20 protein-coding genes are annotated in these 24,872 nt (G+C 71.9%); 1 reads left to right on the top strand and 19 read right to left on the bottom strand.

Translation table 11 applies throughout. The features are described from left to right. Nucleotides 1-193: 193 nt before the first annotated feature. The 4 genes from ACFZBD_RS18950 to ACFZBD_RS18965 all read right to left on the bottom strand — a co-directional run bounded on the left by ACFZBD_RS18950 (nt 194) and on the right by ACFZBD_RS18965 (nt 3,541). Nucleotides 194-673: a GNAT family N-acetyltransferase gene (locus ACFZBD_RS18950; RefSeq protein ID WP_391140725.1), complete on the bottom strand. Its 480-nt coding sequence runs from the start codon at nt 671-673 to the stop codon at nt 194-196. Continuing rightward, nucleotides 670-1,611: an RluA family pseudouridine synthase gene (locus ACFZBD_RS18955; RefSeq protein ID WP_391140726.1), complete on the bottom strand. Its 942-nt coding sequence runs from the start codon at nt 1,609-1,611 to the stop codon at nt 670-672. Before ACFZBD_RS18955 ends, ACFZBD_RS18950 begins: the two co-directional genes overlap by 4 nt. A 41-nt stretch (nt 1,612-1,652) precedes the next feature. After that, entirely contained in the window at nt 1,653-2,219 is a 567-nt protein-coding gene (gene lspA, locus ACFZBD_RS18960) for a signal peptidase II (RefSeq protein ID WP_391140727.1), read from the bottom strand. Between the two features lie 62 nt (nt 2,220-2,281). Continuing rightward, nucleotides 2,282-3,541: a TraR/DksA C4-type zinc finger protein gene (locus ACFZBD_RS18965; protein ID WP_391140728.1), complete on the bottom strand. Its 1,260-nt coding sequence runs from the start codon at nt 3,539-3,541 to the stop codon at nt 2,282-2,284. Between the two features lie 553 nt (nt 3,542-4,094). On the opposite strand from ACFZBD_RS18965, the gene ileS reads away from it, so the two are divergent. Then, entirely contained in the window at nt 4,095-7,232 is a 3,138-nt protein-coding gene (gene ileS, locus ACFZBD_RS18970; protein ID WP_391140729.1) for an isoleucine--tRNA ligase, read from the top strand. A 655-nt stretch (nt 7,233-7,887) separates the two neighbouring features. Here the strand turns inward: ileS and ACFZBD_RS18975 are convergent. From ACFZBD_RS18975 to ACFZBD_RS19045, 15 genes are all read right to left on the bottom strand, one after another. Then, nucleotides 7,888-9,039, bottom strand: coding sequence for a DivIVA domain-containing protein (locus ACFZBD_RS18975; RefSeq protein ID WP_391140730.1), 1,152 nt, complete (start codon nt 9,037-9,039; stop codon nt 7,888-7,890). A 55-nt stretch (nt 9,040-9,094) separates the two neighbouring features. Next, nucleotides 9,095-9,385 (bottom strand): YggT family protein, encoded by a 291-nt coding sequence (locus ACFZBD_RS18980; RefSeq protein WP_391140731.1) that lies wholly within the window; start codon nt 9,383-9,385, stop codon nt 9,095-9,097. Between the two features lie 76 nt (nt 9,386-9,461). Then, complete coding sequence (locus ACFZBD_RS18985; protein WP_391140732.1) at nt 9,462-10,085, bottom strand: cell division protein SepF; 624 nt, start codon at nt 10,083-10,085, stop codon at nt 9,462-9,464. Nucleotides 10,086-10,208: 123 nt separating this feature from the next. Continuing rightward, nucleotides 10,209-10,928: a YggS family pyridoxal phosphate-dependent enzyme gene (locus ACFZBD_RS18990; protein WP_391141206.1), complete on the bottom strand. Its 720-nt coding sequence runs from the start codon at nt 10,926-10,928 to the stop codon at nt 10,209-10,211. A 16-nt stretch (nt 10,929-10,944) separates the two neighbouring features. Further along, a complete protein-coding gene (gene pgeF / locus ACFZBD_RS18995; protein ID WP_391140733.1) occupies nt 10,945-11,673 on the bottom strand; it encodes a peptidoglycan editing factor PgeF in 729 nt (242 codons plus the stop codon). Continuing rightward, on the bottom strand, nt 11,670-12,881 hold the full coding sequence (ftsZ, locus tag ACFZBD_RS19000) for a cell division protein FtsZ (RefSeq protein ID WP_391140734.1): 1,212 nt from the start codon (nt 12,879-12,881) through the stop codon (nt 11,670-11,672). Before ftsZ ends, pgeF begins: the two co-directional genes overlap by 4 nt. A 279-nt stretch (nt 12,882-13,160) precedes the next feature. Next, entirely contained in the window at nt 13,161-13,970 is an 810-nt protein-coding gene (locus ACFZBD_RS19005; protein WP_391140735.1) for an FtsQ-type POTRA domain-containing protein, read from the bottom strand. An 88-nt stretch (nt 13,971-14,058) separates the two neighbouring features. Then, a complete protein-coding gene (gene murG / locus ACFZBD_RS19010; RefSeq protein ID WP_391140736.1) occupies nt 14,059-15,153 on the bottom strand; it encodes an undecaprenyldiphospho-muramoylpentapeptide beta-N-acetylglucosaminyltransferase in 1,095 nt (364 codons plus the stop codon). A 6-nt stretch (nt 15,154-15,159) separates the two neighbouring features. Beyond that, nucleotides 15,160-16,500 carry a putative lipid II flippase FtsW gene (gene ftsW / locus ACFZBD_RS19015; RefSeq protein WP_391140737.1) on the bottom strand — a complete coding sequence of 447 codons (1,341 nt, stop codon included), beginning with the start codon at nt 16,498-16,500 and terminating at the stop codon, nt 15,160-15,162. A 55-nt stretch (nt 16,501-16,555) separates the two neighbouring features. Continuing rightward, on the bottom strand, nt 16,556-18,004 hold the full coding sequence (gene murD / locus ACFZBD_RS19020; RefSeq protein WP_391140738.1) for a UDP-N-acetylmuramoyl-L-alanine--D-glutamate ligase: 1,449 nt from the start codon (nt 18,002-18,004) through the stop codon (nt 16,556-16,558). After that, nucleotides 17,986-19,056, bottom strand: coding sequence for a phospho-N-acetylmuramoyl-pentapeptide-transferase (gene mraY / locus ACFZBD_RS19025; RefSeq protein ID WP_391140739.1), 1,071 nt, complete (start codon nt 19,054-19,056; stop codon nt 17,986-17,988). The genes murD and mraY overlap by 19 nt, the downstream gene beginning before the upstream one ends. Further along, nucleotides 19,053-20,477: a UDP-N-acetylmuramoyl-tripeptide--D-alanyl-D-alanine ligase gene (gene murF / locus ACFZBD_RS19030; protein WP_391140740.1), complete on the bottom strand. Its 1,425-nt coding sequence runs from the start codon at nt 20,475-20,477 to the stop codon at nt 19,053-19,055. Before murF ends, mraY begins: the two co-directional genes overlap by 4 nt. Before the next feature lie 3 nt (nt 20,478-20,480). Next, nucleotides 20,481-22,130 (bottom strand): UDP-N-acetylmuramoyl-L-alanyl-D-glutamate--2,6-diaminopimelate ligase, encoded by a 1,650-nt coding sequence (locus ACFZBD_RS19035; protein WP_391140741.1) that lies wholly within the window; start codon nt 22,128-22,130, stop codon nt 20,481-20,483. Nucleotides 22,131-22,146: 16 nt separating this feature from the next. Beyond that, nucleotides 22,147-24,111, bottom strand: a complete 1,965-nt coding sequence (locus tag ACFZBD_RS19040) for a penicillin-binding transpeptidase domain-containing protein (RefSeq protein WP_391140742.1) — start codon at nt 24,109-24,111, stop codon at nt 22,147-22,149. 5 nt (nt 24,112-24,116) lie between these two features. After that, nucleotides 24,117-24,854 (bottom strand): septum formation initiator family protein, encoded by a 738-nt coding sequence (locus ACFZBD_RS19045; RefSeq protein ID WP_391140743.1) that lies wholly within the window; start codon nt 24,852-24,854, stop codon nt 24,117-24,119. Between the last annotated feature and the right edge of the window lie 18 nt (nt 24,855-24,872).

Below are 24,872 nucleotides of genomic sequence, written 5' to 3' on the forward strand. Positions count from 1 at the left end.
CGCGGTCGATGATCGGGCTCCAACCCTGCCACGCCCGGGCACGGATCCGGACAAACCGACGTGCGGCGCCGCTCACACGGCCCGCGGCCGCTCACGCCCCCGGTCGCCGCACCCCCGATCGCCGCACCCCCGCCGAAACGCCCCGGGACCGGCCGCCCGGGCGCCGTCGGTCAAGCGCCCCGGGCCCGGTCGGTCAGACGTCGCCCTGGAGGACGCGGCGCATGGCCCGGTGCGGGATGCCCGCGTCCGGGAACTCGGGGCCGTACGCGGCGTAGCCGAGCCGTTCGTAGAAGCCGAGGGCGTGGGTCTGGGCGTGCAGGTCGACGGCGCTCAGGCCGCGCTCGCGCGCCGCGTCCTCGATCGCCCGGACCAGCGCCGCGCCGACGCCGAGGCCGCGCGCCGCCTTGGAGACGGCGAGCCGCCCGAGGGAGCCCACGGTCGCGTCGCCGCCGGTCTTGCCGACCGCGTCCGCTCCGTACAGCAGGCGGCCGGTGCCCAGCGGCAGGCCGTCTTCCCGGACGGCGAGGACGTGCACGGCCGTCTCGTCGTACGTGTCGTACTCGATCTCCGCCGGGACGTTCTGCTCGCCGACGAAGACCTCCCTGCGCACCGCGAAGCAGGCCTCGCGGTCCTCGGGTCCGAGGGCCTCGCGGACGGTGTATCCGACGCTCACGCGCTCTCCGCCGCGATCTTCTCCAGGGCGGCCCGGAGGTCCTCCGGGTAGGTGCTCTCGAACTCGACCCAGCGGCCGTCCGAGGGGTGCTCGAAGCCGAGCCGCACCGCGTGCAGCCACTGCCGGGTCAGGCCGAGGCGCTTGGCCATGGTGGGGTCCGCGCCGTAGGTGAGGTCGCCGACGCAGGGGTGGCGGTGGGCCGACATGTGCACCCGGATCTGGTGCGTGCGGCCGGTCTCGAGCTTGATGTCGAGCAGCGAGGCCGCCCGGAACGCCTCGATCAGGTCGTAGTGGGTCACCGACGGCTTGCCCTCGGCGGTCACGGCCCATTTGTAGTCGTGGTTGGGGTGGCGGCCGATCGGCGCGTCGATGGTGCCGCTCATCGGGTCGGGGTGGCCCTGCACGAGCGCGTGGTAGCGCTTGTCGACGACCCGCTCCTTGAACTGCGCCTTGAGCAGGGTGTACGCCCGCTCGGACTTGGCGACCACCATCAGCCCGGACGTGCCGACGTCGAGCCGGTGCACGATCCCCTGGCGCTCGGCGGCGCCGGAGGTGGAGATGCGGTACCCGGCGGCGGCGAGGCCGCCGATGACGGTGGTGCCGGTCCAGCCGGGGCTGGGATGGGCGGCCACGCCGACCGGCTTCATGATCACGACGATGTCGTCGTCGTCGTGGATGATCTCCATTCCCTCCACGGGCTCGGCCACGATCTGCACGGGCGCGGGCGCCCCGGGCATCTCGACCTCGAGCCACGCGCCACCGCTGACCCGCTCGGACTTGCCGACGACGGAGCCGTCGACCTGGACCTTCCCGGAGGCGGCCAGCTCGGCGGCCTTGGTACGGGAAAACCCGAACATACGGGCGATGGCGGCGTCGACGCGCTCGCCCTCCAGGCCGTCGGGAACGGGCAGCGTGCGGATCTCGGGACTCGTACTCACCCGTCGAGTATGCCTTGTGCGGACGGCCCCCGGTTCTGCGGTCAGTCCTTGTGGACGGTCCCGTCCGGGTCCAGACCTCGGAACGAGAGGATGACGATCAGGATGCCGCCGCAGACGATCGCCGAGTCGGCGAGGTTGAAGACGGCGAAGTGCGCGGGCGCGATGAAGTCCACGACCGCGCCCTTGAAGACGCCGGGCGACCGGAAGATCCGGTCGGTGAGGTTGCCCAGCGCGCCGCCGAGCAGCAGGCCGAGCGCGAGCGCCCACGGCAGGCTGTAGAGCTTGCGCGCCAGCCGGATGATCACCAGGATCACCGCGGCCGCGATGCAGGTGAAGAGGATCGTGAAGGCCTCGCCCATGCCGAACGCCGCGCCCGGGTTGCGGATCGCGTGGAACTGCAGCAGATCGCCGACCACCTCGATCGGCGCGTGGCCCTCCAGCTTGGCGACCACGAGCATCTTGCTGCCGAGGTCGAGGAGGTAGGCGACCAGCGCGACCACGAACAGCGCGACGATCCTGCGCTTGCCCTTCGGCCGCTCCTCCGGTGCCGCGGCCTCCTCGGCCCCTGCTGAATCCGGCGTACCGATGATGCGCTCCGCCTCTGCCACGTGAGTCCCTCAACCTAGGTGCCTGACTGCCCACGAGGGTACGGCACCCGGGTACGCGGAGGTCAGCCCCGGCGCTCCTGCTTCTGCTTGTCCTCGACACAGAGCGTCGCCCTCGGGAACGCCTGCATGCGCGCCTTTCCGATCGGCTTGCCGCAGACCTCGCAGAGGCCGTACGTGCCCGCGTCGAGCCGCTCCAGGGCGTGCTCGGTCTGCTCCAGCATCTCGCGGGCGTTGGCGGCCAGCGCCAGCTCGTGCTCGCGGGTGATGTTCTTGGTGCCGGTGTCGGCCTGGTCGTCGCCGGCGCCGTCCCCGGAGTCCCGCATCAGCCCGGTCAGCTCCTGCTGGGAGTGGAGCAGCTCGGTACGGAGTCTGAGCACCTCGCTCTCCAGTCCCTCGCGGGCCTCGGCGACCTCTTCGGGCGTCCAGGGGTCCTCTCCGGGGCGTACGGCGAGGTCGCCGGCGCGGGCCGGGGCCGGCACCGCGGCCTCGTCCTCGGCCGTCGTGATGACTCCACCCGCGGTCTTCTTCGCTGCCACCGTGCTGGCTCCTGTCTCTTCCACCTGCGCCGCGGACGCGGCCTTCGTCATGACCGCGGCCTGCTCGGCCGGGGCTGTCTCGGCGGCCGTCTTCTCGGCCGGTGACTTACGGGCGGCGGTCTTCTTCGCCGGGACCTGCTTCTTCGCGACCTTGGCCGTGACCTTGGCCGCGCCCTTCCCCGGGGCCTTCTCCGGCCCCTGCTTCGAGTCCTTCTTCGGGACCTTCGCCGGGGCCTTCGCCGGGGCCTTTTCCGGGTCCTTCTTCGGGGTCTTCTTCGTGACCTTGTCCGCGACCACCTCCGCGATCTTCTTCGCGGCCTTTCTGGCGGTCCGCGTGGGCCCCTCGCTCTTCGTGCTCTTGGCGCTCTTCTTCGGGGACGCCTTACCGGCGGCTGCCGTTGCCCCGTCCGCGGCCCGGGTGGCCGTCGTCTTCTTCGCGGCCGCCTTCCTGGCTGCCGCCTCCTTCGCCGGAGCCTTCTCCGGCGAAGCCTTCTTCGCCGGGGCCTTCTTCGCCGGGGCCTTCGCGGCGGCGGTCTTCCCGGCCGCCGTCTTCCGCGCCGGAGCGGGGGACGCCTTCTTAGCGGCCTTCGCCGTGGACGTGGAGGCGGACGCCGCGCCGGACCTGGTCGCGCCCGTGGTCCCGGCCGTGGTCTTGCGTGCCGGGGCCGCCGTGTCCGCCTTCTTCGCGACCGTCGACTTCTTGCCGGTCACGCCCTTGGCCGACCCGTCCGCACCGGCGGCGCCGGCGGTCGAGGTCTGCTTCGCGGCGGTCTTCTTCGCCACCATGTCGCGGCCCCTTCACATTTTGTGATCTTGCTCGCGAATCGTGCTGGGACGATAAATCGGCCCAAGGCCCGCGGCAACGGGGCACGCCGCCGTTCTCCCTCCGCCCATGCCTCCGGCATGGCGAACCTGCATCCGTTGTGCCCAGCTCCCCGCCCGGTAATCCCGTCGCCCCCTCCCCCGGATGGCGGCGGTCGAACTCCACGGCACCCCGTGTGGCCATTCGGGTCACGGCAAACCGGTCGGCCGCGCCGCCCCCGGGCCCGTACACTGGCCGCAGCGAAAGGCTTGGATGGGGACAAGTAGCGTCGTACGCAGCCATGAGCGACCCGGGGACGGTGAGAGCCCGGGGGCGAGCCCGATGTGAAGCATCACCCCGGAGCCGCCGGAAGAACGCCGTGGACCCGTCCCCGGCCAGTAGACCCGGCATCGCGACCCCAATGAGGGGGCCGCGGGCGCACGCCCGGGGCCAAGGAGGGTGGTACCGCGGGAGCCGCGCACGACGGCGCTCTCGTCCCTCCGGACGGAAACGAGACAGTCCGCCGGAGGAAGATCGATGTCGCAGTACCGCCAGGTGCCCGCCCAGGTCGACCTGCCCGCGCTCGAGCACGCCGTGCTCGATTTCTGGCGCGAGAGCAAGGTCTTCGCCAAGACCCTGGAGCAGTCCGAGGGCCGCCCCGAGTGGGTGTTCTACGAAGGCCCGCCCACCGCCAACGGCATGCCCGGCGCCCACCACATCGAGGCCCGCGTCTTCAAGGACGTCTTCCCCCGCTTCCGGACCATGCGCGGCTACCACGTGGCCCGCAAGGCCGGCTGGGACTGCCACGGCCTGCCGGTCGAGCTGGCCGTCGAGAAGGAGCTGGGCTTCTCGGGCAAGAAGGACATCGAGTCGTACGGCATCGCCGCGTTCAACGACAAGTGCCGCGAGTCCGTGACCCGGCACACCGACGCCTTCGCCGAGCTGACGACCCGGATGGGTTACTGGGTCGACCTGGACGACGCGTACCGCACGATGGACCCCGAGTACATCGAGTCCGTCTGGTGGTCGCTCAAGCAGATCTTCGACAAGGGGCTGCTCACCCAGGACCACCGCGTCGCCCCCTGGTGCCCGCGCTGCGGCACCGGCCTGTCCGACCACGAGCTGGCGCAGGGGTACGAGACGGTCGTCGACCCCTCGGTCTTCGTCCGCTTCCCGCTGACCTCCGGACCGCTCGCCGGCCAGGCGGCGCTCCTGGTGTGGACGACGACCCCCTGGACCCTGGTCTCCAACACGGCGGTCGCCGCCCACCCCGAGGTCACCTACGTCGTGGCGTCCAACGGCGACGAGCGGCTCGTCGTCGCCCAGCCGCTGCTGGAGAAGGCGCTCGGCGAGGGCTGGGTGACCACCGGCGAGTCCTTCACCGGCGCCGAGATGGAGCGGTGGACGTACGAGCGTCCCTTCTCCCTCGTGGACTTCCCGGCCGAGGCCCACTACGTGGTCAACGCGGAGTACGTCACGACCGAGGACGGTACGGGTCTGGTCCACCAGTCCCCCGCATTCGGCGAGGACGACCTCAAGGTCTGCCGCGCCTACGACCTGCCGGTCGTGAACCCGGTCCGCCCCGACGGCACCTTCGAGGAGGACGTGCCGCTGGTCGGCGGCGTCTTCTTCAAGAAGGCCGACGAGGCGCTGACCGCCGACCTGGACGCGCGGGGACTGCTCTTCCGGCACGTCCCGTACGAGCACAGCTACCCCCACTGCTGGCGCTGCCACACGGCGCTGCTCTACTACGCGCAGCCGTCCTGGTACATCCGTACGACCGCCGTCAAGGACCGTCTCCTCCAGGAGAACGAGAATACGAACTGGTTCCCCGACTCGGTCAAGCACGGCCGGTTCGGCGACTGGCTGAACAACAACATCGACTGGGCGCTCTCCCGCAGCCGCTACTGGGGCACCCCGCTGCCGATCTGGCGCTGCGAGGACGACCACCTCACGTGCGTGGGCTCGCGCGCCGAGCTGACCGCGCTGACCGGCACCGACCAGTCGGAGCTGGACCCGCACCGTCCGTACATCGACGACGTCACCTTCACCTGCCCGGCCGAGGGCTGCGGGAAGACGGCCACGCGCGTGCCGGAGGTGATCGACGCCTGGTACGACTCCGGCTCGATGCCGTTCGCCCAGTGGGGTTACCCGTACAAGAACAAGGAGCTGTTCGAGAGCCGCTTCCCGGCGCAGTTCATCTCCGAGGCGATCGACCAGACGCGTGGGTGGTTCTACACGCTGATGGCGGTCGGCACGCTCGTCTTCGACAAGTCCTCGTACGAGAACGTGGTCTGCCTCGGCCACATCCTCGCCGAGGACGGCCGCAAGATGTCCAAGCACCTGGGCAACATCCTCCAGCCGATCCCCCTGATGGACCAGCACGGCGCGGACGCGGTCCGCTGGTTCATGGCGGCCGGCGGCTCCCCGTGGGCGGCCCGCCGGGTCGGCCACGGCACGATCCAGGAGGTCGTCCGCAAGACCCTCCTGACGTACTGGAACACGGTCGCCTTCCAGGCGCTGTACGCCCGCACCGCCGGCTGGGCCCCGTCCGCCGCGGACCCGGCCCCCGCCGACCGCCCGGTCCTCGACCAGTGGCTGCTCTCCGAGCTGCACACGCTGGTCGGCGAGGTCACCGAGGCGATGGAGGCGTACGACACCCAGCGCGCCGGCAAGCTGATCTCGGCGTTCGTCGACGACCTGTCGAACTGGTACGTACGGCGTTCCCGGCGCCGGTTCTGGCAGGGCGACAAGGCGGCCCTGCGGACCCTCCACGACGTCGTGGAGACCGTCACCCGTCTGATGGCGCCGCTGACGCCGTTCATCACCGAGCGGGTCTGGCAGGACATGGTGGTCCCGGTGACGCCGGACGCCCCCGAGTCGGTCCACCTGGCGACCTGGCCGGAGGCCGACACCTCCGCCGTCGACCCGGAGCTGTCGCGTCAGATGCTGCTGGTCCGCCGTCTGGTGGAGCTGGGCCGGGCGACGCGGGCGGAGTCGGGCGTGAAGACGCGCCAGCCGCTGTCCCGGGCGCTGGTGGCCGCGACGGGCTTCTCCGCGCTGTCGCCGGAGCTGCGGGCGCAGATCACCGAGGAGCTGAACGTCTCCTCGCTGGCGTCCCTGTCCGAGGTCGGCGGCTCGCTGGTCGACACGACGGCGAAGGCGAACTTCCGGGCGCTCGGCAAGCGCTTCGGCAAGGGCGTCCAGGACGTGGCCAAGGCGGTCGCCGCGGCGGACGCGGCGGCGCTCTCGGTGGCCCTGCGCTCCGGCGAGGCGGTCCTGTCGGTGAACGGCGAGGACATCACACTCTCCCCGGAGGAGGTCATCATCACGGAGACCCCGCGGGAGGGCTGGTCGGTCGCCTCGGACGCGGGCGCGACGGTGGCCCTGGACCTGGAGATCACCCCGGAGCTCCGGCGGGCGGGCCTGGCCCGTGACGCGATCCGCCTGATCCAGGAGGCCCGCAAGAACAGCGGCCTGGACGTGGCGGACCGGATCGCCCTGCGCTGGTCCTCGGACTCCCCGGAGACCACGGAGGCCCTGACGGCCCACGCGTCCCTGATCGCCGACGAGGTCCTCGCCACAGACTTCGCCCCCACCCCCGCGGACCCCACCTACGGCCCCCCCTTCACGGACGAGCCCCTCGCCCTGACCTTCCGCCTCCGCAAGGCGTAACTACAACGACCTAGGGCCCGGCACCTGAGGGTGCCGGGCCTTTGGCGTGCGGGGGGCCCGGGGGCCGGGGCGAAGGCCGGGTCCGGGGCGAAGCCCGAGTCCGGGGCGAAGCCCGGGCGGTCCCGGGCGCGCAGCACCGGGGGCCGGGGCACAGCCCCAGGGGTCCGGGGCGCAGCCCCGAGGGTCGGCACAGCTCGGGCGGTCCCGGGCGCGCAGCACCGGGGGTCTGGGGCGCAGCCCCGGGGGCTCGGGCACAGCCCCAGGGGCTCTAGGCGCAGGCCCCATGTTCCCGGGCACAGCCCCCGGGGTCCGGGGCACAGCCCCCGGGGTCCGGGGCACAGCCCCCAGGGTCCGGGGCACAGCCCCCAGGGTCGGGGCACAGCCCCCAGGGTCCGGGGCACAGCCCCATGTCCCCGGGCACAGCCCCCGGGGTCTGGGGCGCAGGCCCCGGGGGTCTGGGGCGCAGCCCCAGTTCGGGAAGGGGCGGGGTGGGGAAGGAGCCCGCCGCAGGCGCCCCCCGGCCCGCACCGCCCACCCGGCCCCGCCCCATCCCGCCCCCACCCCGCCCACGGCAAAAGGGCCGGGCCCCTGGTTTCCCAGGGGCCCGGCCCTCAGCCTGCCGACGGCTACGCGCTCATCGCGCGACCCGCCGCCGTCAGTTGTCGTCCTCGTCGATCAGGAAGCCGCGCATCGGCGCCGGCGCCTGCTGCATCGGCTGCGGCGCCTGCGGCCGGACCGGTGCCATCGGCTGGGTCATCGCCGGGGACATCTGCTGCTGGCCGCCGTAGGAAGGCGCACCGCCCATCGACGGTCCACCGCCCATCGTGCCATTCCCGTAGGACGGGGCGCTCGCGCCCGCCGAGGCCATCGAGGGCGACGGCGGCAGCGAGGCGGTCGCCGGCGTCCGCGGCGGAGCCAGCGAGTCGTCGGCCTGGGTCTCCAGCTGACGCAGCTGCGACTCGAGGTAGGACTTCAGCCGCGTGCGGTACTCGCGCTCGAAGCCGCGCAGGTCCTCGACCTTGCGCTCCAGCGTCGCGCGCGCGGACTCCAGCGAGCCCATCGCGACACGGTGCTTCTCCTGCGCGTCCCGCTCCAGCGCGTCCGCCTTGGCGCGGGCGTCCCGCTCCAGGCCCTCGGCGCGCGAGCGCGCCTCGCCGACGATCTTGTTGGCCTCGGAACGGGCCTCCGCGATCGCCTGGTCGGCCGTCTGCTGGGCCAGCGAGAGCACGCGCGCGGCGCTGTCCCCACCAGGACCCTGCCCCGGCTGCGGCATCTGCTGCTGCATCTGCTGCTGCGGGTGACCCATGGGGCCGCCCATCGGCTGACCCATCGGGCCGCCCTGCATCTGGCCACCCTGCATGGGGCCGCCCTGCATCTGACCGCCCTGCATGGGGCCGCCCTGCATCTGGCCCGGGCCGCCCATGGGGCCGCCCTGCATCGGGCCGGGGCCGTGCCCACCGGGACCGGCGGGGAGCTGCGGGGCACCGGACGGCAGCTGCGGCGGACCCATCTGCGGGGGCTGCTGCTGAACCGGCGGTCCGGATATGGCGGCGGGCACCGGGGCGCCGGGACCGACGGGACGATCCTGCTGCTCCGGGGGCTTGCGCATGCCCTGCTGCTGGTTCTGCGCGGCGGCACGCGTCGCGGCGGCCAGCTTGGCGCGCAGGTCCTCGTTCTCGCGGAGCAAGCGGGTCAGTTCGGCTTCGACCTCGTCGAGGAAGGCATCGACCTCGTCCTCGTCATAGCCTTCTCGAAGCCGGACGGTTGTGAACTGCTTGTTCCGCACGTCCTCGGGGCTCAGCGGCATCTCTTCTTCACCTCTACGTAGTCGTCGGCAGTCGGCAAGACCGTATCGTCCACATTCACCTCGCGAAGCTGCTCACGACGGAGATGAGGATATAGACGATGATCATCAGAACGAAGAAGGACAGGTCGAGTGCCACGCCCCCGAGACGCAGCGGCGGAATGAACCGCCGCAGAAGCTTGAGCGGTGGATCGGTGACAGTGTAGGTGGCCTCGAGAACGACCACCATCGCCTTACCGGGTGCCCACGCGCGCGCGAACTGGAAGACGTAGTCCATGACCAGTCGGAAGATCAGCACGATGAGGAAGCACATCAGAGCGATGTAGACCACTTGTAGTGCGACGCCCATCCCGCGCTTCCCTCTCCCCTGGCTCGTGCTCTCGCTTGACCGGCCTCTCGGCCGGGCCGTTCCGGTCCTGTGGTTCTCAGCTCTGGTTGAAGAATCCGCCCTCAGCGATGCGGGCCTTGTCCTCCGCCGTGACATCGACGTTAGCAGGCGACAACAGGAACACCTTCTGCGTCACGCGCTCAATGCTGCCATGGAGCCCGAAGACGAGTCCGGCGGCAAAGTCGACAAGTCGCTTCGCGTCCGTGTCGTCCATCTCGGTGAGATTCATGATCACAGGGGTGCCCTCGCGGAAGTGTTCCCCGATGGTACGGGCCTCGTTGTAGGTCCGCGGGTGCAGCGTGGTGATGCGGTAGGGCTCCCGCTCGGACACGACCTTGGGCATGATCACCGGTGCGTTCTTCTCCAGGCTCGGGCGTTCGGGTGTGATGGATGCCACGGGGGCAATACGCGCCGGACGTCCGCTTTCGGCGGAAAGCGGGGCAGCGTGCGCGACCGGCTCACGGGGCGAGGCCTGCTGCACCACTCGTACCGGTTCCTCCCGCTCCACCTGGCGCGGGGGCTGGTGGTGGCGCCGGTCCCGCTCGGGCTCCGGCTCCAGCTCGGGTTCGAAGTCGTCGTCGGGGTCGAATCCCCGGCCGTCGTACCCATCGTCCTCCACGAGGCCGAGGTAGACCGCCATCTTGCGCATCGCGCCGGCCATTCTCTGAGTCCTCCGCTCTGTGGTGGATCGGCCTCGTCACCAAGTGCCCGCGATCCACGCGGCCTGCCCGCCATCGGCGGGAATGACCATATTTTCTGCTGTGGTCCGACTTGCTTCGCGACGTTACCCGAGCCTGGGGCGGACACCCAGTACCGCCGTACCGATGCGCACATGTGTCGCTCCGGCCGCCACGGCCTCTTCGAGGTCCGCACTCATCCCCGCGGACACCATGTTCGCAGCCGGACGGGTCGTGCGCAGGGCAGTCGACAAATCCATCAGGCGGTCGAACGCGGCGCGTTGCCGGCCGGCGTAAGGACCGGCGAGCGGTGCGACCGTCATCAGTCCGTCGAGCCGCAGTCCGGGTGCCGCGTCCACGGCGGCGGCCAACTCCTCGATGCCGTCCGGCGCCACACCGCCCCGCTCCCCCCGCTCCCCCGACTCGGCGTCGAGCGCGACCTGGACGAGACAGCCGAGCTCGCGCCCGGACTTCCCGGCCGCCGTCGAGAGGGCGGTGACGAGCTTCAACCGGTCGACGGACTGCACGACATCGGCGTAACTCGTCACGGAACGGACCTTGTTGGTCTGCAACTGGCCGACGAAGTGCCAGCTCAGGTCGAGATCCGCGCAGGCTTCGGCCTTGGGGGCGGCGTCCTGGTCCCGGTTCTCGGCGACGTGCCGGACCCCGAGTTCGTGCAGGTGTCGCACGTCGCTCGCGGGGTAGGTCTTGGTGACCACGATGAGGGTCACGTCCTCCCGCCTGCGCCCGGCGGCCGCGCACGCGGCGGCGATACGTTCCTCCACCCGCGCCAGGTTCTGCGCGAGTTCGGCCTTGCGGCCCGTCATGCCCGTCATGTCTCTCTCAGTCCAACCAGACATATCCCGCGAGTCGCCCCGTGGTGCGATCGCGGCGGTACGAGTAGTGGTCGCCCGATTCCCGGGTGCAGACCCCGGCGTCCCGCAGGTCCCGGATGCCCAGCCGCTCCAGCTGGGCGTGGACCCCGGCGGTGACGTCGACGGCCGGGGTTCCCCAGCTGGTCTCCGCCCGGGCGGCCGGTTCGACCGCGGCGACCTCGTCCCGCATCGCGGCGGGCACTTCGTAGCACCGCCCGCAGACGGCGGGGCCGGTGCGGGCGGCGATCCGGGAGGGGTCGGCACCGAGTTCGATCATGGCCCGTACCGCGGCCGGGACGACCCCGGCGACCATCCCGGGCCGTCCGGCGTGGGCCGCGGCCGCCACCCCGGCGACCGGGTCGGCCAGCAGGACCGGCGTGCAGTCGGCGGTGAGGACGGCGAGGGCGAGTCCGCGGCGGGTGGTGACGAGCGCGTCGACCTCGGGTACGGGGCGCTCCCCCCACGGTCCGTCGACCACCGCGACCTCGGCGCCGTGGACCTGGTTCATCCAGACGACCTGCCCCGGGTCGAGACCGAGGGCGCCGGCCGCCCGCGCCCGGTTGGTCCGTACGGCTTCGGGGTCGTCCCCGACCGCGCCGCCGAGGTTGAGCTCCTCGTACGGAACGGCGCTCACCCCGCCCCACCTGTCGGTGAAAGCGAAGTGCGCGCCGTTCACGGGCTCGAGCCGGTCTATCACTTCAGGAAGTCCGGGACATCCAGCTCTTCGGCCTGCGTGTCCGGGTAGGGGCGGGCCGGCGGGACCGCCGGCGGGGCGACCGGGGCCAGCGGGGTCTCGTTGACCGCCGGCGCGGGCTGCTCGGCCGGAGCGGCCGGCTCGTCCCGCGGGGTGACCGTGCCCAGGCCGCCGAGCGGGCGCTCGGTGGAGCGGGGCGCCGGGGCCGGCTCCTCGCGCTTGGCCGAGGACGAGCTGAGGATGTTGTCCCGGCGGGTCGGCGGCTGGCCGCCGTCGAAGCCGGCCGCGATGACCGTGACCCGCACCTCGTCGCCCAGGGCGTCGTCGATGACGGCGCCGAAGATGATGTTGGCCTCGGGGTGGGCGGCCTCGCTCACCAGCTGCGCGGCCTCGTTGATCTCGAAGAGACCGAGGTCCGAGCCGCCGGAGATGGAGAGCAGCACACCGCGGGCGCCGTCGATGGACGCCTCCAGGAGCGGCGAGGAGATCGCCATCTCGGCCGCCGCGACCGCGCGGTCGTCGCCGCGGGCGGAGCCGATGCCCATGAGGGCCGAGCCGGCCTCGGACATGACCGACTTGACGTCGGCGAAGTCGAGGTTGATCAGACCGGGGGTGGTGATGAGGTCGGTGATGCCCTGCACACCGCTCAGCAGCACCTGGTCGGCCGACTTGAAGGCGTCGAGGACGGATACCTGGCGGTCCGAGATCGAGAGCAGCCGGTCGTTCGGGATGACGATGAGGGTGTCGACCTCTTCGCGGAGTTCGGCGATGCCGTCCTCCGCCTGGTTGGCCCGGCGGCGTCCCTCGAAGGTGAACGGCCGGGTGACCACACCGATCGTCAGGGCGCCGAGCGAGCGCGCGATGTTGGCCACGACGGGTGCGCCGCCGGTGCCGGTGCCGCCACCTTCGCCGGCGGTGACGAAGACCATGTCGGCCCCCTTGAGGACCTCCTCGATCTCCTCACGGTGGTCCTCTGCCGCCTTGCGACCGACTGCCGGGTTCGCCCCGGCGCCGAGGCCACGGGTGAGTTCACGACCGACGTCGAGCTTGACGTCGGCGTCGCTCATCAACAGGGCTTGTGCGTCCGTGTTGATGGCGATGAACTCGACGCCCTTGAGACCGACCTCGATCATTCGGTTGATGGCATTGACACCACCGCCGCCGACACCGATGACCTTGATGACTGCGAGGTAGTTCTGCGGTGCTGCCACGTCGAAGGCCTCTCGCCTCGAGTTACGTGTCGCCGCTTCGCGGTGGTAGTCGCGCTGCGACGACGGATGCCGATGGGACGGTCCGAAACGCCGACCCAAACCCTAACGTTGAAGTTTAGGGTTACCAGTGTCTCTGTTCGCTGGACTCTTCCGAACAGGACACTAAGTCGACAAGTGGCGCACGTTCAACGAACACGCCGAACCTCCCGTTTTTCTTTTCACCCTATGTGATCACCCGTAGCGCTGGCCAACCAGGGTGCTGGCCAGCGGTGATGCGCGTCAACTGGCGGACGAGGCGGGCGCGGTGGGGGCGCTTACATCGAAGTGCCCCGCTTTGGGTGTCGCTTTCATCAGCGCGGTGAGAACCCGCGCCTTGACGGCGCCGTCCTCACCGCTGCCCCAGAAGACCGTCCGGCCGCCGCCGAGCTCCAGAGTGATGGAGTCGTACGAGGCGACCTTCACGACACGAGTGTCCGCGGCGATTTTTCCGGGGAGTTCGCCCGTCACGCCTACCGCCGCCAGCAGAAGGCGGTCCGCGTCGAACCGTCGCAGGCTCGGCGAGGAGGCGGTGTCGAGGACGAGTTCCGGTACGCCGGCGGGCGCCTTGTCGACCGTGGCGAAACGGGTTCCGGTGGCGTCCACTTCAGTGAACTTTCCGCCCTTTTCCACCAGCAGAACCGGCTTCCGTTCCGTCACTTTCAGACCGATTCCATGCGGCCAGGAGCGCTCGACCTCGACGCTGTCGATGCGGGGCAGTTCCCGGCGGAGCCGCGCCTCGATCCCGTCCGTGTCGACGGAGACCAGGGGCGATCCGACGGGTACGGCGGCGACCGCCTCCACCTCACGCGGGGTCAGGACCTCGGTGCCGGTGGTCGTCACCCGCTCGACGCGCAGCCAGGAGGAGCCGTAGAGGACCCAGACGCCGCCCGCCACGAGGGCGAGCGACGCCAGTGCGATCATCAGCCCGCGACCGGGGAGCGGGAACCGCCCCGGCCCGCGCTCCCGGCCGCTCGCCCGGGGCGGCCGCTCCGACGACCTCTTCGGCCTGCTCGGACCGCTCTTCTCGGCGGTCGTCGACCCGGCTGCCACCTGGCGTCCCCTGCCTTCCGTCGGTTCTCCTGGGCTCGGCCCGCCTCCGGGCGGGCCGGATGCGGGCCCGCGGCCCGTCCGCCCGCGGTCAGCCCTGCCGGCGGGCGGCGATCGCCTCGTGGACCATGGCGACCAGCAGGTCGTCGGCGTCCCGGCGGCCGAACTCGGCGGCGGCGCGGGACATCTCGTACAGCCGGTGCGGATCGGCCAGGACCGGCAGGACGTTGCCCTGGACCCACTGCGGCGTCAGCTCCGCGTCGTCGACGAGGAGCCCGCCGCCCGCCTTGACCACCGGCTGGGCGTTGAGCCGCTGTTCACCGTTGCCGATGGGCAGCGGGACGTAGGCGGCGGGCAGCCCGACGGCGGAGAGTTCGGCGACGGTCATCGCGCCCGCGCGGCAGAGCATCATGTCGGCCGCGGCGTACGCGAGATCCATCCGGTCCACATACGGTACCGGTACGTACGGCGGCATTCCGGGCATGTTGTCGACGCGCGGCAGTTCGTTCTTCGGGCCGACCGCGTGCAGGATCTGGATGCCCGAGCGCTGGAGCACCGGGGCGATCTGCTGGACGACCTCGTTGAGCCGCCGCGCGCCCTGGGAACCGCCCGAGACCAGCAGGGTCGGCAGGTTCGGGTCGAGCCCGAAGGCGGCGCGCGCCTCGGGGCGGACCCGGGCCCGGTCCAGCGTGGCGATGGTGTGCCGCAGCGGAATGCCGATGTAGCGGGCGTTGCGCAGCTTGGAGTCCGGGGTGGCCACGGCGACGCCGGCCGCGTACCGCGAACCGATCTTGTTGGCCAGGCCCGGCCGGGCGTTGGCCTCGTGGACGACGATCGGCACGCCGAGGCGCTTGGCGGCGAGGTAGCCGGGCAGCGCCACGTAGCCGCCGAAGCCGACCACGCAGTCCGCCTTGGTCCGCTCCAGGATCTGCTCGGCCGCCTTGATCGTGCCGCGCAGCCGTCCGGGGACGGTGATCAGCTCAGGGGTGGGCTTGCGCGGCAGCGGGACGGCGGGGATGAGCGCCAACTCGTAGCCCCGCTCGGGCACGAGCCGGGTCTCCAGGCCCTTCTCCGTGCCGAGCGCCGTGATTCCCACGCTCGGGTCCTGCCTCCGCAGGGCGTCCGCGAGGGCGAGCGCGGGCTCGATGTGGCCGGCGGTCCCCCCACCGGCGAGTACGACATGCACCGAAATTCACCGCTCTCCGGACGGACGCTTCTTGACGCGCCGTCGCATCGACTTCCATCTCACCCCGGCCCGCTTGCCCCATCCGGGGCGGCGCATGGCCAGGGCCGCTTTCGCGGCGGGCTCCTGTCGCGCGAAGGCGATCAGCAGTCCGACGGCGAACATGGTCGGCAGCAGGGCGGACCCTCCGTAGGAGAACAGCGGGAGGGGGACTCCGGCGATCGGCAGCAGGCCGAGCACCGCACCGATGTTGATCACGGCCTGCGCCGTGATCCAGGTGGTCACACCTCCCGCGGCGTACCTCACGAAGGGGTCCTCCGTGCGTCCGGCCACGCGGATACCCGCATAGCCTAGAGCCGCGAACAGGGCGAGTACCGACAGCGTCCCCGCCAGACCCAGTTCCTCACCGGTGACGGCGAAGATGAAGTCCGTGTGTGCTTCGGGTAGTTGACCCCATTTTTCCACACTGGCACCCAGGCCGGATCCGAACCATCCGCCCGACGCCAGAGCATAGATCCCGTGCGCCGCCTGCCAGCACGGGTCCCCTTCGCCGCCGGGCTCGCTGGCTCCGATGCAGGCGAACCGCCGCATCCGGTTGGGGCTGGTCTTGATGAAGAGCAGCCCGATGGCGGCGGCGACCGCGAGGACGCCGGCGAAGAGCCGGGTGGGCGCGCCGGCGGTCCACAGCAGGCCGAAGAGGATCGCCGTGAGAATGATCGCGGTGCCCATGTCGCCGCCGAGCATGATCAGCCCGAGCAGCAGGAAGGCGCCGGGGACCAGGGGCACGAGGATGTGCTTCCACTGGGTCAGCAGACGCATGTCCTGTTTGCGGGCGAGGAGGTCCGCGCCCCACAGGATCAGCGCCAGTTTGCCGAACTCGCTGGGCTGGAGCTGAAACGGTCCGCCCAGATAGATCCAGTTCTGGTTGCCGTTGACCGCGTGCCCTATCCCCGGGATCTGGACGAGCGCCATCAGGAAGACGGTGCCGACGATGAGCGGGTAGGCGAGCGCGCGGTGCAGTTTGACCGGCATCCGGGAGGCCAGGAAGAGCAGCCCCGCGCCGATGAGCGCGGCCAGGAACTGCTTGCCGAAGAAGTAGGAGGGCGCGAGTTCGTAGCGCAGCGCGGTGATCATCGACGCGGAGTAGACCATCACGAGCCCGAGGGTGGTGATGAGCAGTCCGGCGCCGAGGATCACGTAGTACGCGGTCAGGGGGCGGTCCCAGGCGCGGCGGGCCCGCTCGTAGGCGCGCCGGATCCCGCCGCCGCCCGGTTTCCGCGGCGGGGCGGGGGCGCGGCCCGTGGCGCGCGCGGCGGACGGCCGACGTGGTCCGGCGGTTCGGCTCGGCATGGGCGCTGTCCCCTCCGGTCGTGCCCGGCGCGGCCGGACCTGGTGGCTGGTCAGGTCAGGCGCGCCCGGTGGCGGCGAGGGCGCGGACCGCGTCCGCGAAGGCCTCGCCGCGCTTGTTGTAGTCGGTGAACATGTCCATCGAGGCGCAGGCCGGGGCCAGCAGGACCGTGTCACCCGGGCGGGCGAGCCGGGCCGCCTCCCGGACCGCGGCGGCCATCGCCCCAGTGTCGGTCCGGTCGAGGTCCACGACCGGGACCTCGGGGGCGTGTCGCGTCAGGGCTTCGCGGATCAGGGCGCGGTCCGCGCCCATCAGCACGACGCCGCGCAGCCGGGGCGCGGAGGCCTTCACGAGGTCGTCGAAGGTCGCGCCTTTGGCGAGGCCGCCGGCGATCCACACGATGGGGTCGTAGGCCGCCAGGGAGGCTTCCGCGGCGTGCGTGTTGGTGGCCTTGGAGTCGTCGACGTAGGCGACCGAGTCGACGTCCTCGACGTGCTCGATGCGGTGGGCGTCGGGCCGGAAGGCCCGCAGTCCGTCGCGTACGGCCTTGGGTTCGACCCCGAAGGCGCGGGCCAGGGCGGCCGCGGCGAGCGCGTTGGCGATGTTGTGGGGCGCGGGGGGCCGGACGTCGGAGACCTCGGCCAGCTCCTGGGCCTGCTTCTGGCGGTTCTCGACGAAGGCGCGGTCGACCAGGATGCCCTCGACGACGCCGAGCTGGGAGGGGCCGGGGGTGCCGAGGGTGAAGCCGATGGCCCGGCAGCCCTCCTCGACGTCGGCCTCGCGGACCAGGTCCTCGGTGGCGGGGTCGGCGGCGTTGTAGACGCAGGCGACCGTGTTGCCTTCGTAGATCCGCCCCTTGTCGGCGGCGTACGCCTGCATGGAGCCGTGCCAGTCGAGGTGGTCGGGGGCCAGGTTGAGGACGGCCGCCGAGTGGGCGCGCAGCGAGGGCGCCCAGTGGAGCTGGTAGCTGGAGAGTTCGACGGCGAGGACGTCGTACGTCTCCTCGCCGAGCACGGCGTCGAGGAGGGAGACGCCGATGTTGCCGACGGCGGCGGTGCGCAGCCCCGCGGCCTGGAGGATGGAGGCGAGCATCCGGACGGTCGTGGTCTTGCCGTTGGTGCCGGTGACCGCGAGCCAGGGGGCCGCGTGCGGGCCGCGGAGCCGCCAGGCGAGCTCGACGTCGCCCCAGATCTCCACGCCCGCCTCGGCGGCGGCCGTGAAGAGGGGCTTGTCGGGCCGCCAGCCGGGGGCGGTGACGATCAGCTCGGTGCCTTCGGGGAGGGTCTCTCCGTCGCCGAGGCGGACGGTGATCCCCTCGGCCTCCAGGGCGGCGGCCTGGGTCCGGGAGCGCTCGTCGTCGCCGTCGTTGACGACGGTGACGACCGCGCCGAGGCCGTGCAGGGCCCGGGCGGCGGGGATGCCGCTCACGCCGAGGCCCGCGACGGTGACGTGCTTGCCCCGCCAGTCGGCGGCCGGCTGATCGGTGCTCACTTCTCTGATGCCCATCCCGCGTAGAAGAGACCGAGGCCGACGATCACGCACATGCCCTGGATGATCCAGAACCGGACCACGACCAGGACCTCGGACCAGCCCTTGAGTTCGAAGTGGTGCTGGAGCGGCGCCATCCGGAAGACCCGCTTGCCGGTCATCTTGAACGAGCCGACCTGGATGACCACGGACATGGTGATCAGGACGAACAGACCGCCGAGCAGGGCGATCAGCAGCTCCGTGCGGGAGCAGATGGCGAGACCGGCGAGCGCGCCGCCGAGGGCCAGCGAGCCGGTGTCGCCCATGAAGATCTTGGCGGGCGAGGTGTTCCACCACAGGAAGCCGAAGCAGGCGCCCATGAGCGCGGAGGCGACGACCGCGAGGTCGAGCGGGTCGCGCACCTCGAAGCAGGCGTTGGGGTTGGTCAGGTCCATCGCGTTGGCGCAGGACTCCTGGAACTGCCACAGCCCGATGAAGGTGTAGGCGCCGAAGACCATCACCGACGCGCCGGTGGCCAGGCCGTCCAGACCGTCCGTCAGGTTCACGCCGTTGGACATGGCCAGGATCATGAAGAGCGCCCAGACCACGAAGAGGACGGGTCCGATGGACCAGCCGAAGTCCGTGATGAAGGAGAGCTTCGTGGAGGCCGGGGTGAGGTCGCGCGAGTCGGAGAACTGGAGCGCGAGGACCGCGAAGGCGATGCCGACGATCAGCTGACCGGCCATCTTCGCCTTGGCCCGCAGGCCGAGCGACCGCTGCTTGACGATCTTGATGTAGTCGTCGAGGAAGCCGACCAGGCCCATGCCGGCCATCAGGAAGAGGACCAGGATGCCGGAGTACGAGACGGGTTCGCCGGTGATGACCTTGGCGAGGGCGTACGCGATGAGCGTGGCCAGGATGAAGGAGATGCCGCCCATGGTGGGCGTGCCCTTCTTCCCGGCGTGGCCGCGCGGGCCGTCGTCCCGGATGAACTGGCCGTACCCCTTGCGGGCGAGCAGCTTGATGAGCAGCGGGGTGCCGATCAGGGTCAGGAAGAGCCCGATGGCCCCCGCGAAGAGGATCTGCCTCATCGGCCGGCAACCTCGCCCTCGGGGTCGAGCAGTGCCAGGGCGACCTGTTCGAGACCGACCGACCTCGAAGCCTTCACCAGCACGACGTCTCCCGGACGCAGTTCACTGCGCAACAGGTCGATCGCCGCCCGCGCGTCGGACACGTGCACCGACTCCTCACCCCACGAACCCTCGTTATATGCGCCCAGTTGCAGCCAGGACGCTTCCCTGTCCCCGACCGCGACGAGCTTGCTGACGTTGAGCCGGACGGCGAGCCGTCCGACCGCGTCGTGCTCGGCGAGCGATGCGTCACCGAGCTCGGCCATCTTGCCGAGCACCGCCCACGTACGGCCCCCCTGGGCCTGTGCGGCCCTGCCCATGGCCGCGAGCGCGCGCAGGGCGGCTCGCATGGACTCGGGGTTCGCGTTGTAGGCGTCGTTGACGATCGTCACGCCGTCCGGACGCTCGGTGACCTCCATGCGCCAGCGCGACAGGGTGCCTGCCTCGGAGAGCGCGGTGGCGATCTCCTCCACGGGCATGCCCAGCTCGTGCGCGACGGCGGCCGCGGCGAGCGCGTTCGACACGTGGTGCTCACCGTACAGGCGCAAGGTCACGTCACTGCACCCGGTGGGTGTGTGAAGACTGAAAGAGGGCTGTCCGTTCTCTGTGAGCCGGACATTCTCGGCACGTACGTCGGCTTCGCGGTCCTCTCCGAAGAGCGTCACACGGGCCCGGGTCCGCTCGGCCATGGCCCGGACGAGGGGGTCGTCGGCGTTGAGGACGGCGATGCCGCCCTTGTCGGCCGGGGGAAGCGCCTCGACGAGTTCGCCCTTGGCCTGGGCGATCTGCTCGCGGCCGCCGAACTCGCCGATGTGGGCGGTGCCCACGTTCAGGACGAGTCCGATGCGCGGCGGGGTCAGTCCGGTGAGGTAGCGGATGTGCCCGATGCCGCGGGCGCCCATTTCGAGGACCAGGTGCCGGGTGCCGTCGTCGGCCTTCAGCGCGGTGAGCGGGAGGCCGATCTCGTTGTTGAGCGAGCCGGGTGTCCAGACGGTGGGGGCGTGGCGTTGCAGGACCTGGGCGATCAGGTCCTTGGTGGAGGTCTTGCCGGCGGAGCCGGTGAGGGCGACGACGTCGGCGCCGAGGCGTTCGACGACGGCGCGGGCGAGGGCCCCGAGCGCCGCCTGGACGTCGTCCACGACGATGGCGGGGACGCCGACGGGGCGGGCGGCGAGCACGGCTGCCGCGCCGGCCTGGACGGCCCGCTCGGCGTAGTCGTGGCCGTCGACGCGCTCGCCGGGGAAGGCGACGAAGAGACTGCCGGTCTCCACCTCGCGGGAGTCGATGACGACGGGACCGGTGACGAGGACGTCCGGATCCGGTATGTCGTGCGACTGCCCGCCGACGATGGTGGTGATCTCGGCGAGGGAGAGGGCGATCACAACTTATCCCTGACTGTTCTTGAGGCTGCGTTCCACCGCTTCGCGCAGGACCTGGCGGTCGTCGAAGGGGCGGACCACTCCGGCGATGTCCTGGCCCTGCTCATGGCCCTTGCCGGCCACCAGGACGGTGTCGCCCGGCCGGGCGCGGGCCACGGCCGCGGCGATGGCGGCGGCGCGGTCCGCGTCGACCAGCACGTCGCCGCGCTCGTGCGCGGGCACCTCGGCGGCGCCCGCGAGCATCGCGGCGAGGATCGCGAGGGGGTCCTCGGAGCGGGGGTTGTCGGAGGTCAGTACGGCGGTGTCGGCGAGGCGGGCGGCGGCGGCGCCCATCGGGCCCCGCTTGGTGACGTCCCGGTCCCCGCCGCAGCCGAGGACGATGTGGATGCTGCCCTCGGTGACCTTGCGCAGGGAGCGCAGGACCGATTCGACGGCGTCCGTCTTGTGGGCGTAGTCGACCACGGCGAGGTAGGGCTGTCCGGCGTCGACGCGCTCCAGGCGGCCGGGGACGCCGGGGACGGCGGCCACACCGTCGGCGGCGGTCTGCGGGTCCAGCCCGGCCACGGCGAGGGTGACGATCGCGGCGAGGGTGTTGGCGACGTTGAACGGGCCGGGCAGCGGGGCGGCCGCGGAGACGCGCTCGCCCCGCGGGCCGACGACGGTGAAGGTGGAGCCGGTCGCGCCGATCTCGACGTTCTCGGCGCGCCAGTCGGCGTCCGGGTCGCCCTCGGCGGAGAAGGTGACGACCGGGACGGACGCCTCCTTGGCGAGCCGCCGGCCGTACGGGTCGTCGTGGTTCACCACGCCCTGTTTGCTGCGTTCGGGGGTGAACAGCCGCGCCTTGGCCCCGAAGTAGTCCTCCATGTCGGAGTGGAACTCCATGTGCTCGGGGCTGAGGTTGTTGAAGACGGCGACGTCGAAGACGCAGCCGTCGACCCGGCCGAGCACGAGGGCGTGGCTGGAGACCTCCATGGCGACCGAGTCGACGCCGCGCTCGCGCATGACCGCGAACAGGGCCTGGAGGTCGGTGGCTTCCGGGGTGGTGCGCTCGGACTTGATGCGCTCGTCGCCGATCCGCATCTCGACCGTGCCGATGAGGCCGGTGCTGCGCCCGGCCTCGCGCAGGCCGCCTTCGACCAGGTAGGCCGTGGTGGTCTTGCCGGAGGTGCCGGTGATCCCGATCTGCAGGAGGTCGGCGCCGGGCCTGCCGTAGATCTCGGCGGCGAGTTCGCCCATGCGGCCCCGGGGGTCGTCGACGACCAGGACCGGCAGGCCGGTCTCGGCGGCCCGGCCGGCGCCCGAGGGGTCGGTGAGGATCGCGACGGCGCCGAGTCCGGCTGCCTGCGCGGCGAAGTCCGCGCCGTGCAGCCGGGCGCCGGGGAGGGCCGCGTAGACGTCCCCGGGGCGTACCGCCCGTGAGTCGTGGGTGATCCCCGAGACGTCTGCGGAGCCGGGAGCCTCGATGCCGAGCCGGGCGGCCAGGTCGCCCAGGGGTGTCGGGCGGGCCTGCTCCGGACGGGGCGGGGCGGTTCGGTACTGATCAGCGTGTGGCACGGCGGTGAGCGTACCGGGCGTACCGGGTGCGGGGCGAAATCGCGCCTCGGGGTCGTCGGCGTTCGATTTCCGGTTCCCTGGCTGGGGGGTGATCGTCGTCACTGGTGCTCCCGGAGTGTCACTCACTGGCCTTGAAGGTCACCGGCATCCGGGCCGGCTCGTTGCCCGTGGGGGCGACGTGGAGTGTCTTGAGGGCGAACTCCATGACCTTCTTGTAGATGGGTCCGCAGATCTGGCCGCCGAAGTAGCTTCCCTTGGTGGGGTTCTGGATGGCGCAGTAGACGGTGATCTGCGGGTCGTCGGCGGGCGCGAAGCCCGCGAACGAGGCGGTGTAGCCCTTGTAGCGGCCGAGTTCGGGGTCGACGCGGTTGGCGGTGCCGGTCTTGCCCGCGACCCGGTAGCCGGGGATGCGGGCCTTGGTGCCGGTGCCCTCCTCGTCGCCGACCACGGACTCCAGCATCCGCGCGACGGTCGTGGCGGTCTTCTCGCTGACCACGCGGGTCTGCCGGGGCGTGGGCGCCGGGGTGAAGCGGCCGTCGGGTCCCTTGAGGCCGCGGACCAGGGTCGGCTCGATCCGTACGCCTCCGTTGGCGATGGTCGAGAAGACCGAGGCGGCCTGCATGGCGTTGACCGACAGGCCCTGGCCGAAGGGGATCGTGTACTGCTGCGAGGTCGACCAGTCCTGGGGCTTGGCGAGGATCCCGGAGGTCTCGCCGGGATAGCCGAGTCCGGTGGGGGCGCCGATGCCGAACTTGCGCAGGTACGAGTGGAGGACCCGGTTGGCCTCGGGCTGGGTGGCGCCGAGCTGGCCGGTGGCCAGGATCGTGCCGATGTTGCTGGACTTGGCGAGGACGCCGTTGAGGGTGAGGTGCCAGGTGGGGTGGTCGATGTCGTCCTTGAAGAGGCGGTCGCCCCGGTGCAGCCGGTTGGGGACGACGACATGGGTACCGGGGGTGGCGACGCCCTCCTCCAGGACTGCGGCCATGGACATGACCTTGCTGGTGGAGCCGGGTTCGTAGGCGTCCTGGAGGGCCGCGTTGCCCATGGCGGCGGAGTTGGCGGCGGACAGGTCGTTGGGGTCGAAGCCGGGGGCGTTGGCCATGGCGAGGACCTCGCCGGTCCTGGTGTTCTGGACGATGACGTAGCCGCGGTCGGCCTTGGACTTTCGGACCTGGTCGGTGATGGCCTGCTGGGCGGCCCACTGGATGTCCCGGTCGATGGTCAGCTCGATGTCGGAGCCGGGGACGGCCGGGGTGCCCTGGGAGCCGGCGGTGGGCACCCGGCGCCCGCCGGACTGGGCGAACCTGATCTTTCCGTCCGTGCCGGCCAGTTCCTTGTCGAGCATGGACTCCAGGCCGCCGGCGCCGCGGCCCTCGGCGTTGACGTACCCCAGTATCCCGGCGGCGAGTTCGCCGTTGGGGTACACGCGCTTGGTGCTGGGTTCGCTGAGGACGCCGCCGAGCAGGTTGACGCCGTTGCCGCCCTCGGCCGCGCCGGCCTTCCGCTCGTACACCTTCTTGAGGTCCTTGATCTGCTTCCAGACCTGCGGTGTCTGCTTGCGGGCGAGCAGGGTGTAGCGGGACTTGGGGGTGCGGAGCTTCTTGACCAGCTCGGCCGGGTCCTTGCCGAGGAGCGGTGCGAGGAGCGCGGCGGCCTGTTCGGGGGCGTCGGGGACCTTGGCCTCTTCGGGGGTGAAGAGTTTGGGGTCGGCGGTGATGTCGTACGCGTCGACGCTGGCGGCCAGGGCGATGCCGGCCCGGTCGGTGATCTCGCCGCGGTCCGCGGAGAGCGTGAACTCCTGGTAGCGGTGCTTCTGCGCCTTGGCGGCGTACGCGGAGGCGTCGACGGCCTGCACCTGGAGGAGCCGGACGACGAACACCAGCATCACGAGGGTGAGTCCGAGGGAGACGAGCCGCAGCCGCGGCTTGGGGCTGCCGAGCCGGATGGTGCGGGCCTTGGGGCGGGCCGGGGGCCGGGGGGCGCGGCGCGGGGCGGGTCCGGCCGGGCGGCCGGCGGCGGGCCGGGGGCGTGCGGACCGGGCGGGGCCGGGGACCGGGCGGCGCGGGGGCTCCTTGGGGGGCACTGCGGTCACCTGCCGGAGGTCGTCGGGGCGGGCGCGGGGCCGCCGGGCGTGGTCGTCTGCGGCGCGTCGGAGGTACCGGGCGCGCCCGGCGTGTCGGGCCGTGCCCGGGGTTGCGAGGGGGTGGGCGTGTCGGGCGGCGTGCCCGGCACGGTCTGCGTGCCGGGCGCGTTCGCCGGCGGCGCCGGGTCCGGCGTGTCGGGCGTGCCGTCGGGGGTGGTGGCGGTGCCCTGGGGCGCGGTCCCGGGGGCGGTCTGCGGCGCGGTCGCGGCGTCCGGCGGGGCCGGGGAGCCGGCCGGGGGCGTCGCGGCGGCCGTGGGCGCCGCCGGGTCGGTCAGGGGCGCCCACGGGTCGGTCATGGGCTCCGGGTCGGGCGGGGGTGCGGACGCCTTCGACGGCTTGCCGCGGACCCGGCCGTCCGGGTCGAGGAAGGCGGGGCTGCCGCCGGGGACCATGCCGAGCTCCCGGGCCCGCCGCTCCAGCGCGTCGGGCGCGGAGTAGTCGTCCACGTCGCGCTGGAGTGCCTGCTCCTCGTCGGTCAGCTCGGTGGTCTTCTTCTTCAGCTCGCTGAGCTTGAAGGACCCCTGGTTGAGGGAGGAGTTGAGGAGCAGCAGCGTGATGAGGCCGCCGCCGAGCAGCAGCACGACGAGCAGGACGAAGGGGGTGCGGGCGGCGGTGCTGGGTCCCGAGGGCATGAACCGCCCGAGCCTCGCGGCGCGCCCTTTGAGCGGCCCCTTCTTCGTCACGGCTGCTCGCTTTCCCTC

The organism is Streptomyces sp. NPDC008121 (assembly GCF_042957155.1).
Classification (GTDB): Bacteria; Actinomycetota; Actinomycetes; order Streptomycetales; family Streptomycetaceae; genus Streptomyces.

What these genes read in the sequence shown, in the direction of transcription:
- ACFZBD_RS18965 (WP_391140728.1), bottom strand. Translation starts at nt 3,541, where the DNA reads ATGGTGGCGAAGAAGACCGCCGCGAAGCAGACCTCGACCGCCGGCGCC.
- ileS (WP_391140729.1), top strand. Translation starts at nt 4,095, where the DNA reads ATGTCGCAGTACCGCCAGGTGCCCGCCCAGGTCGACCTGCCCGCGCTC.
- ACFZBD_RS18975 (WP_391140730.1), bottom strand. Translation starts at nt 9,039, where the DNA reads ATGCCGCTGAGCCCCGAGGACGTGCGGAACAAGCAGTTCACAACCGTC.
- ACFZBD_RS18980 (WP_391140731.1), bottom strand. Translation starts at nt 9,385, where the DNA reads ATGGGCGTCGCACTACAAGTGGTCTACATCGCTCTGATGTGCTTCCTC.
- ACFZBD_RS18985 (WP_391140732.1), bottom strand. Translation starts at nt 10,085, where the DNA reads ATGGCCGGCGCGATGCGCAAGATGGCGGTCTACCTCGGCCTCGTGGAG.
- ACFZBD_RS18990 (WP_391141206.1), bottom strand. Translation starts at nt 10,928, where the DNA reads ATGACGGGCCGCAAGGCCGAACTCGCGCAGAACCTGGCGCGGGTGGAG.
- ftsW (WP_391140737.1), bottom strand. Translation starts at nt 16,500, where the DNA reads ATGCCGAGCCGAACCGCCGGACCACGTCGGCCGTCCGCCGCGCGCGCC.
- murD (WP_391140738.1), bottom strand. Translation starts at nt 18,004, where the DNA reads ATGGGCATCAGAGAAGTGAGCACCGATCAGCCGGCCGCCGACTGGCGG.
- mraY (WP_391140739.1), bottom strand. Translation starts at nt 19,056, where the DNA reads ATGAGGCAGATCCTCTTCGCGGGGGCCATCGGGCTCTTCCTGACCCTG.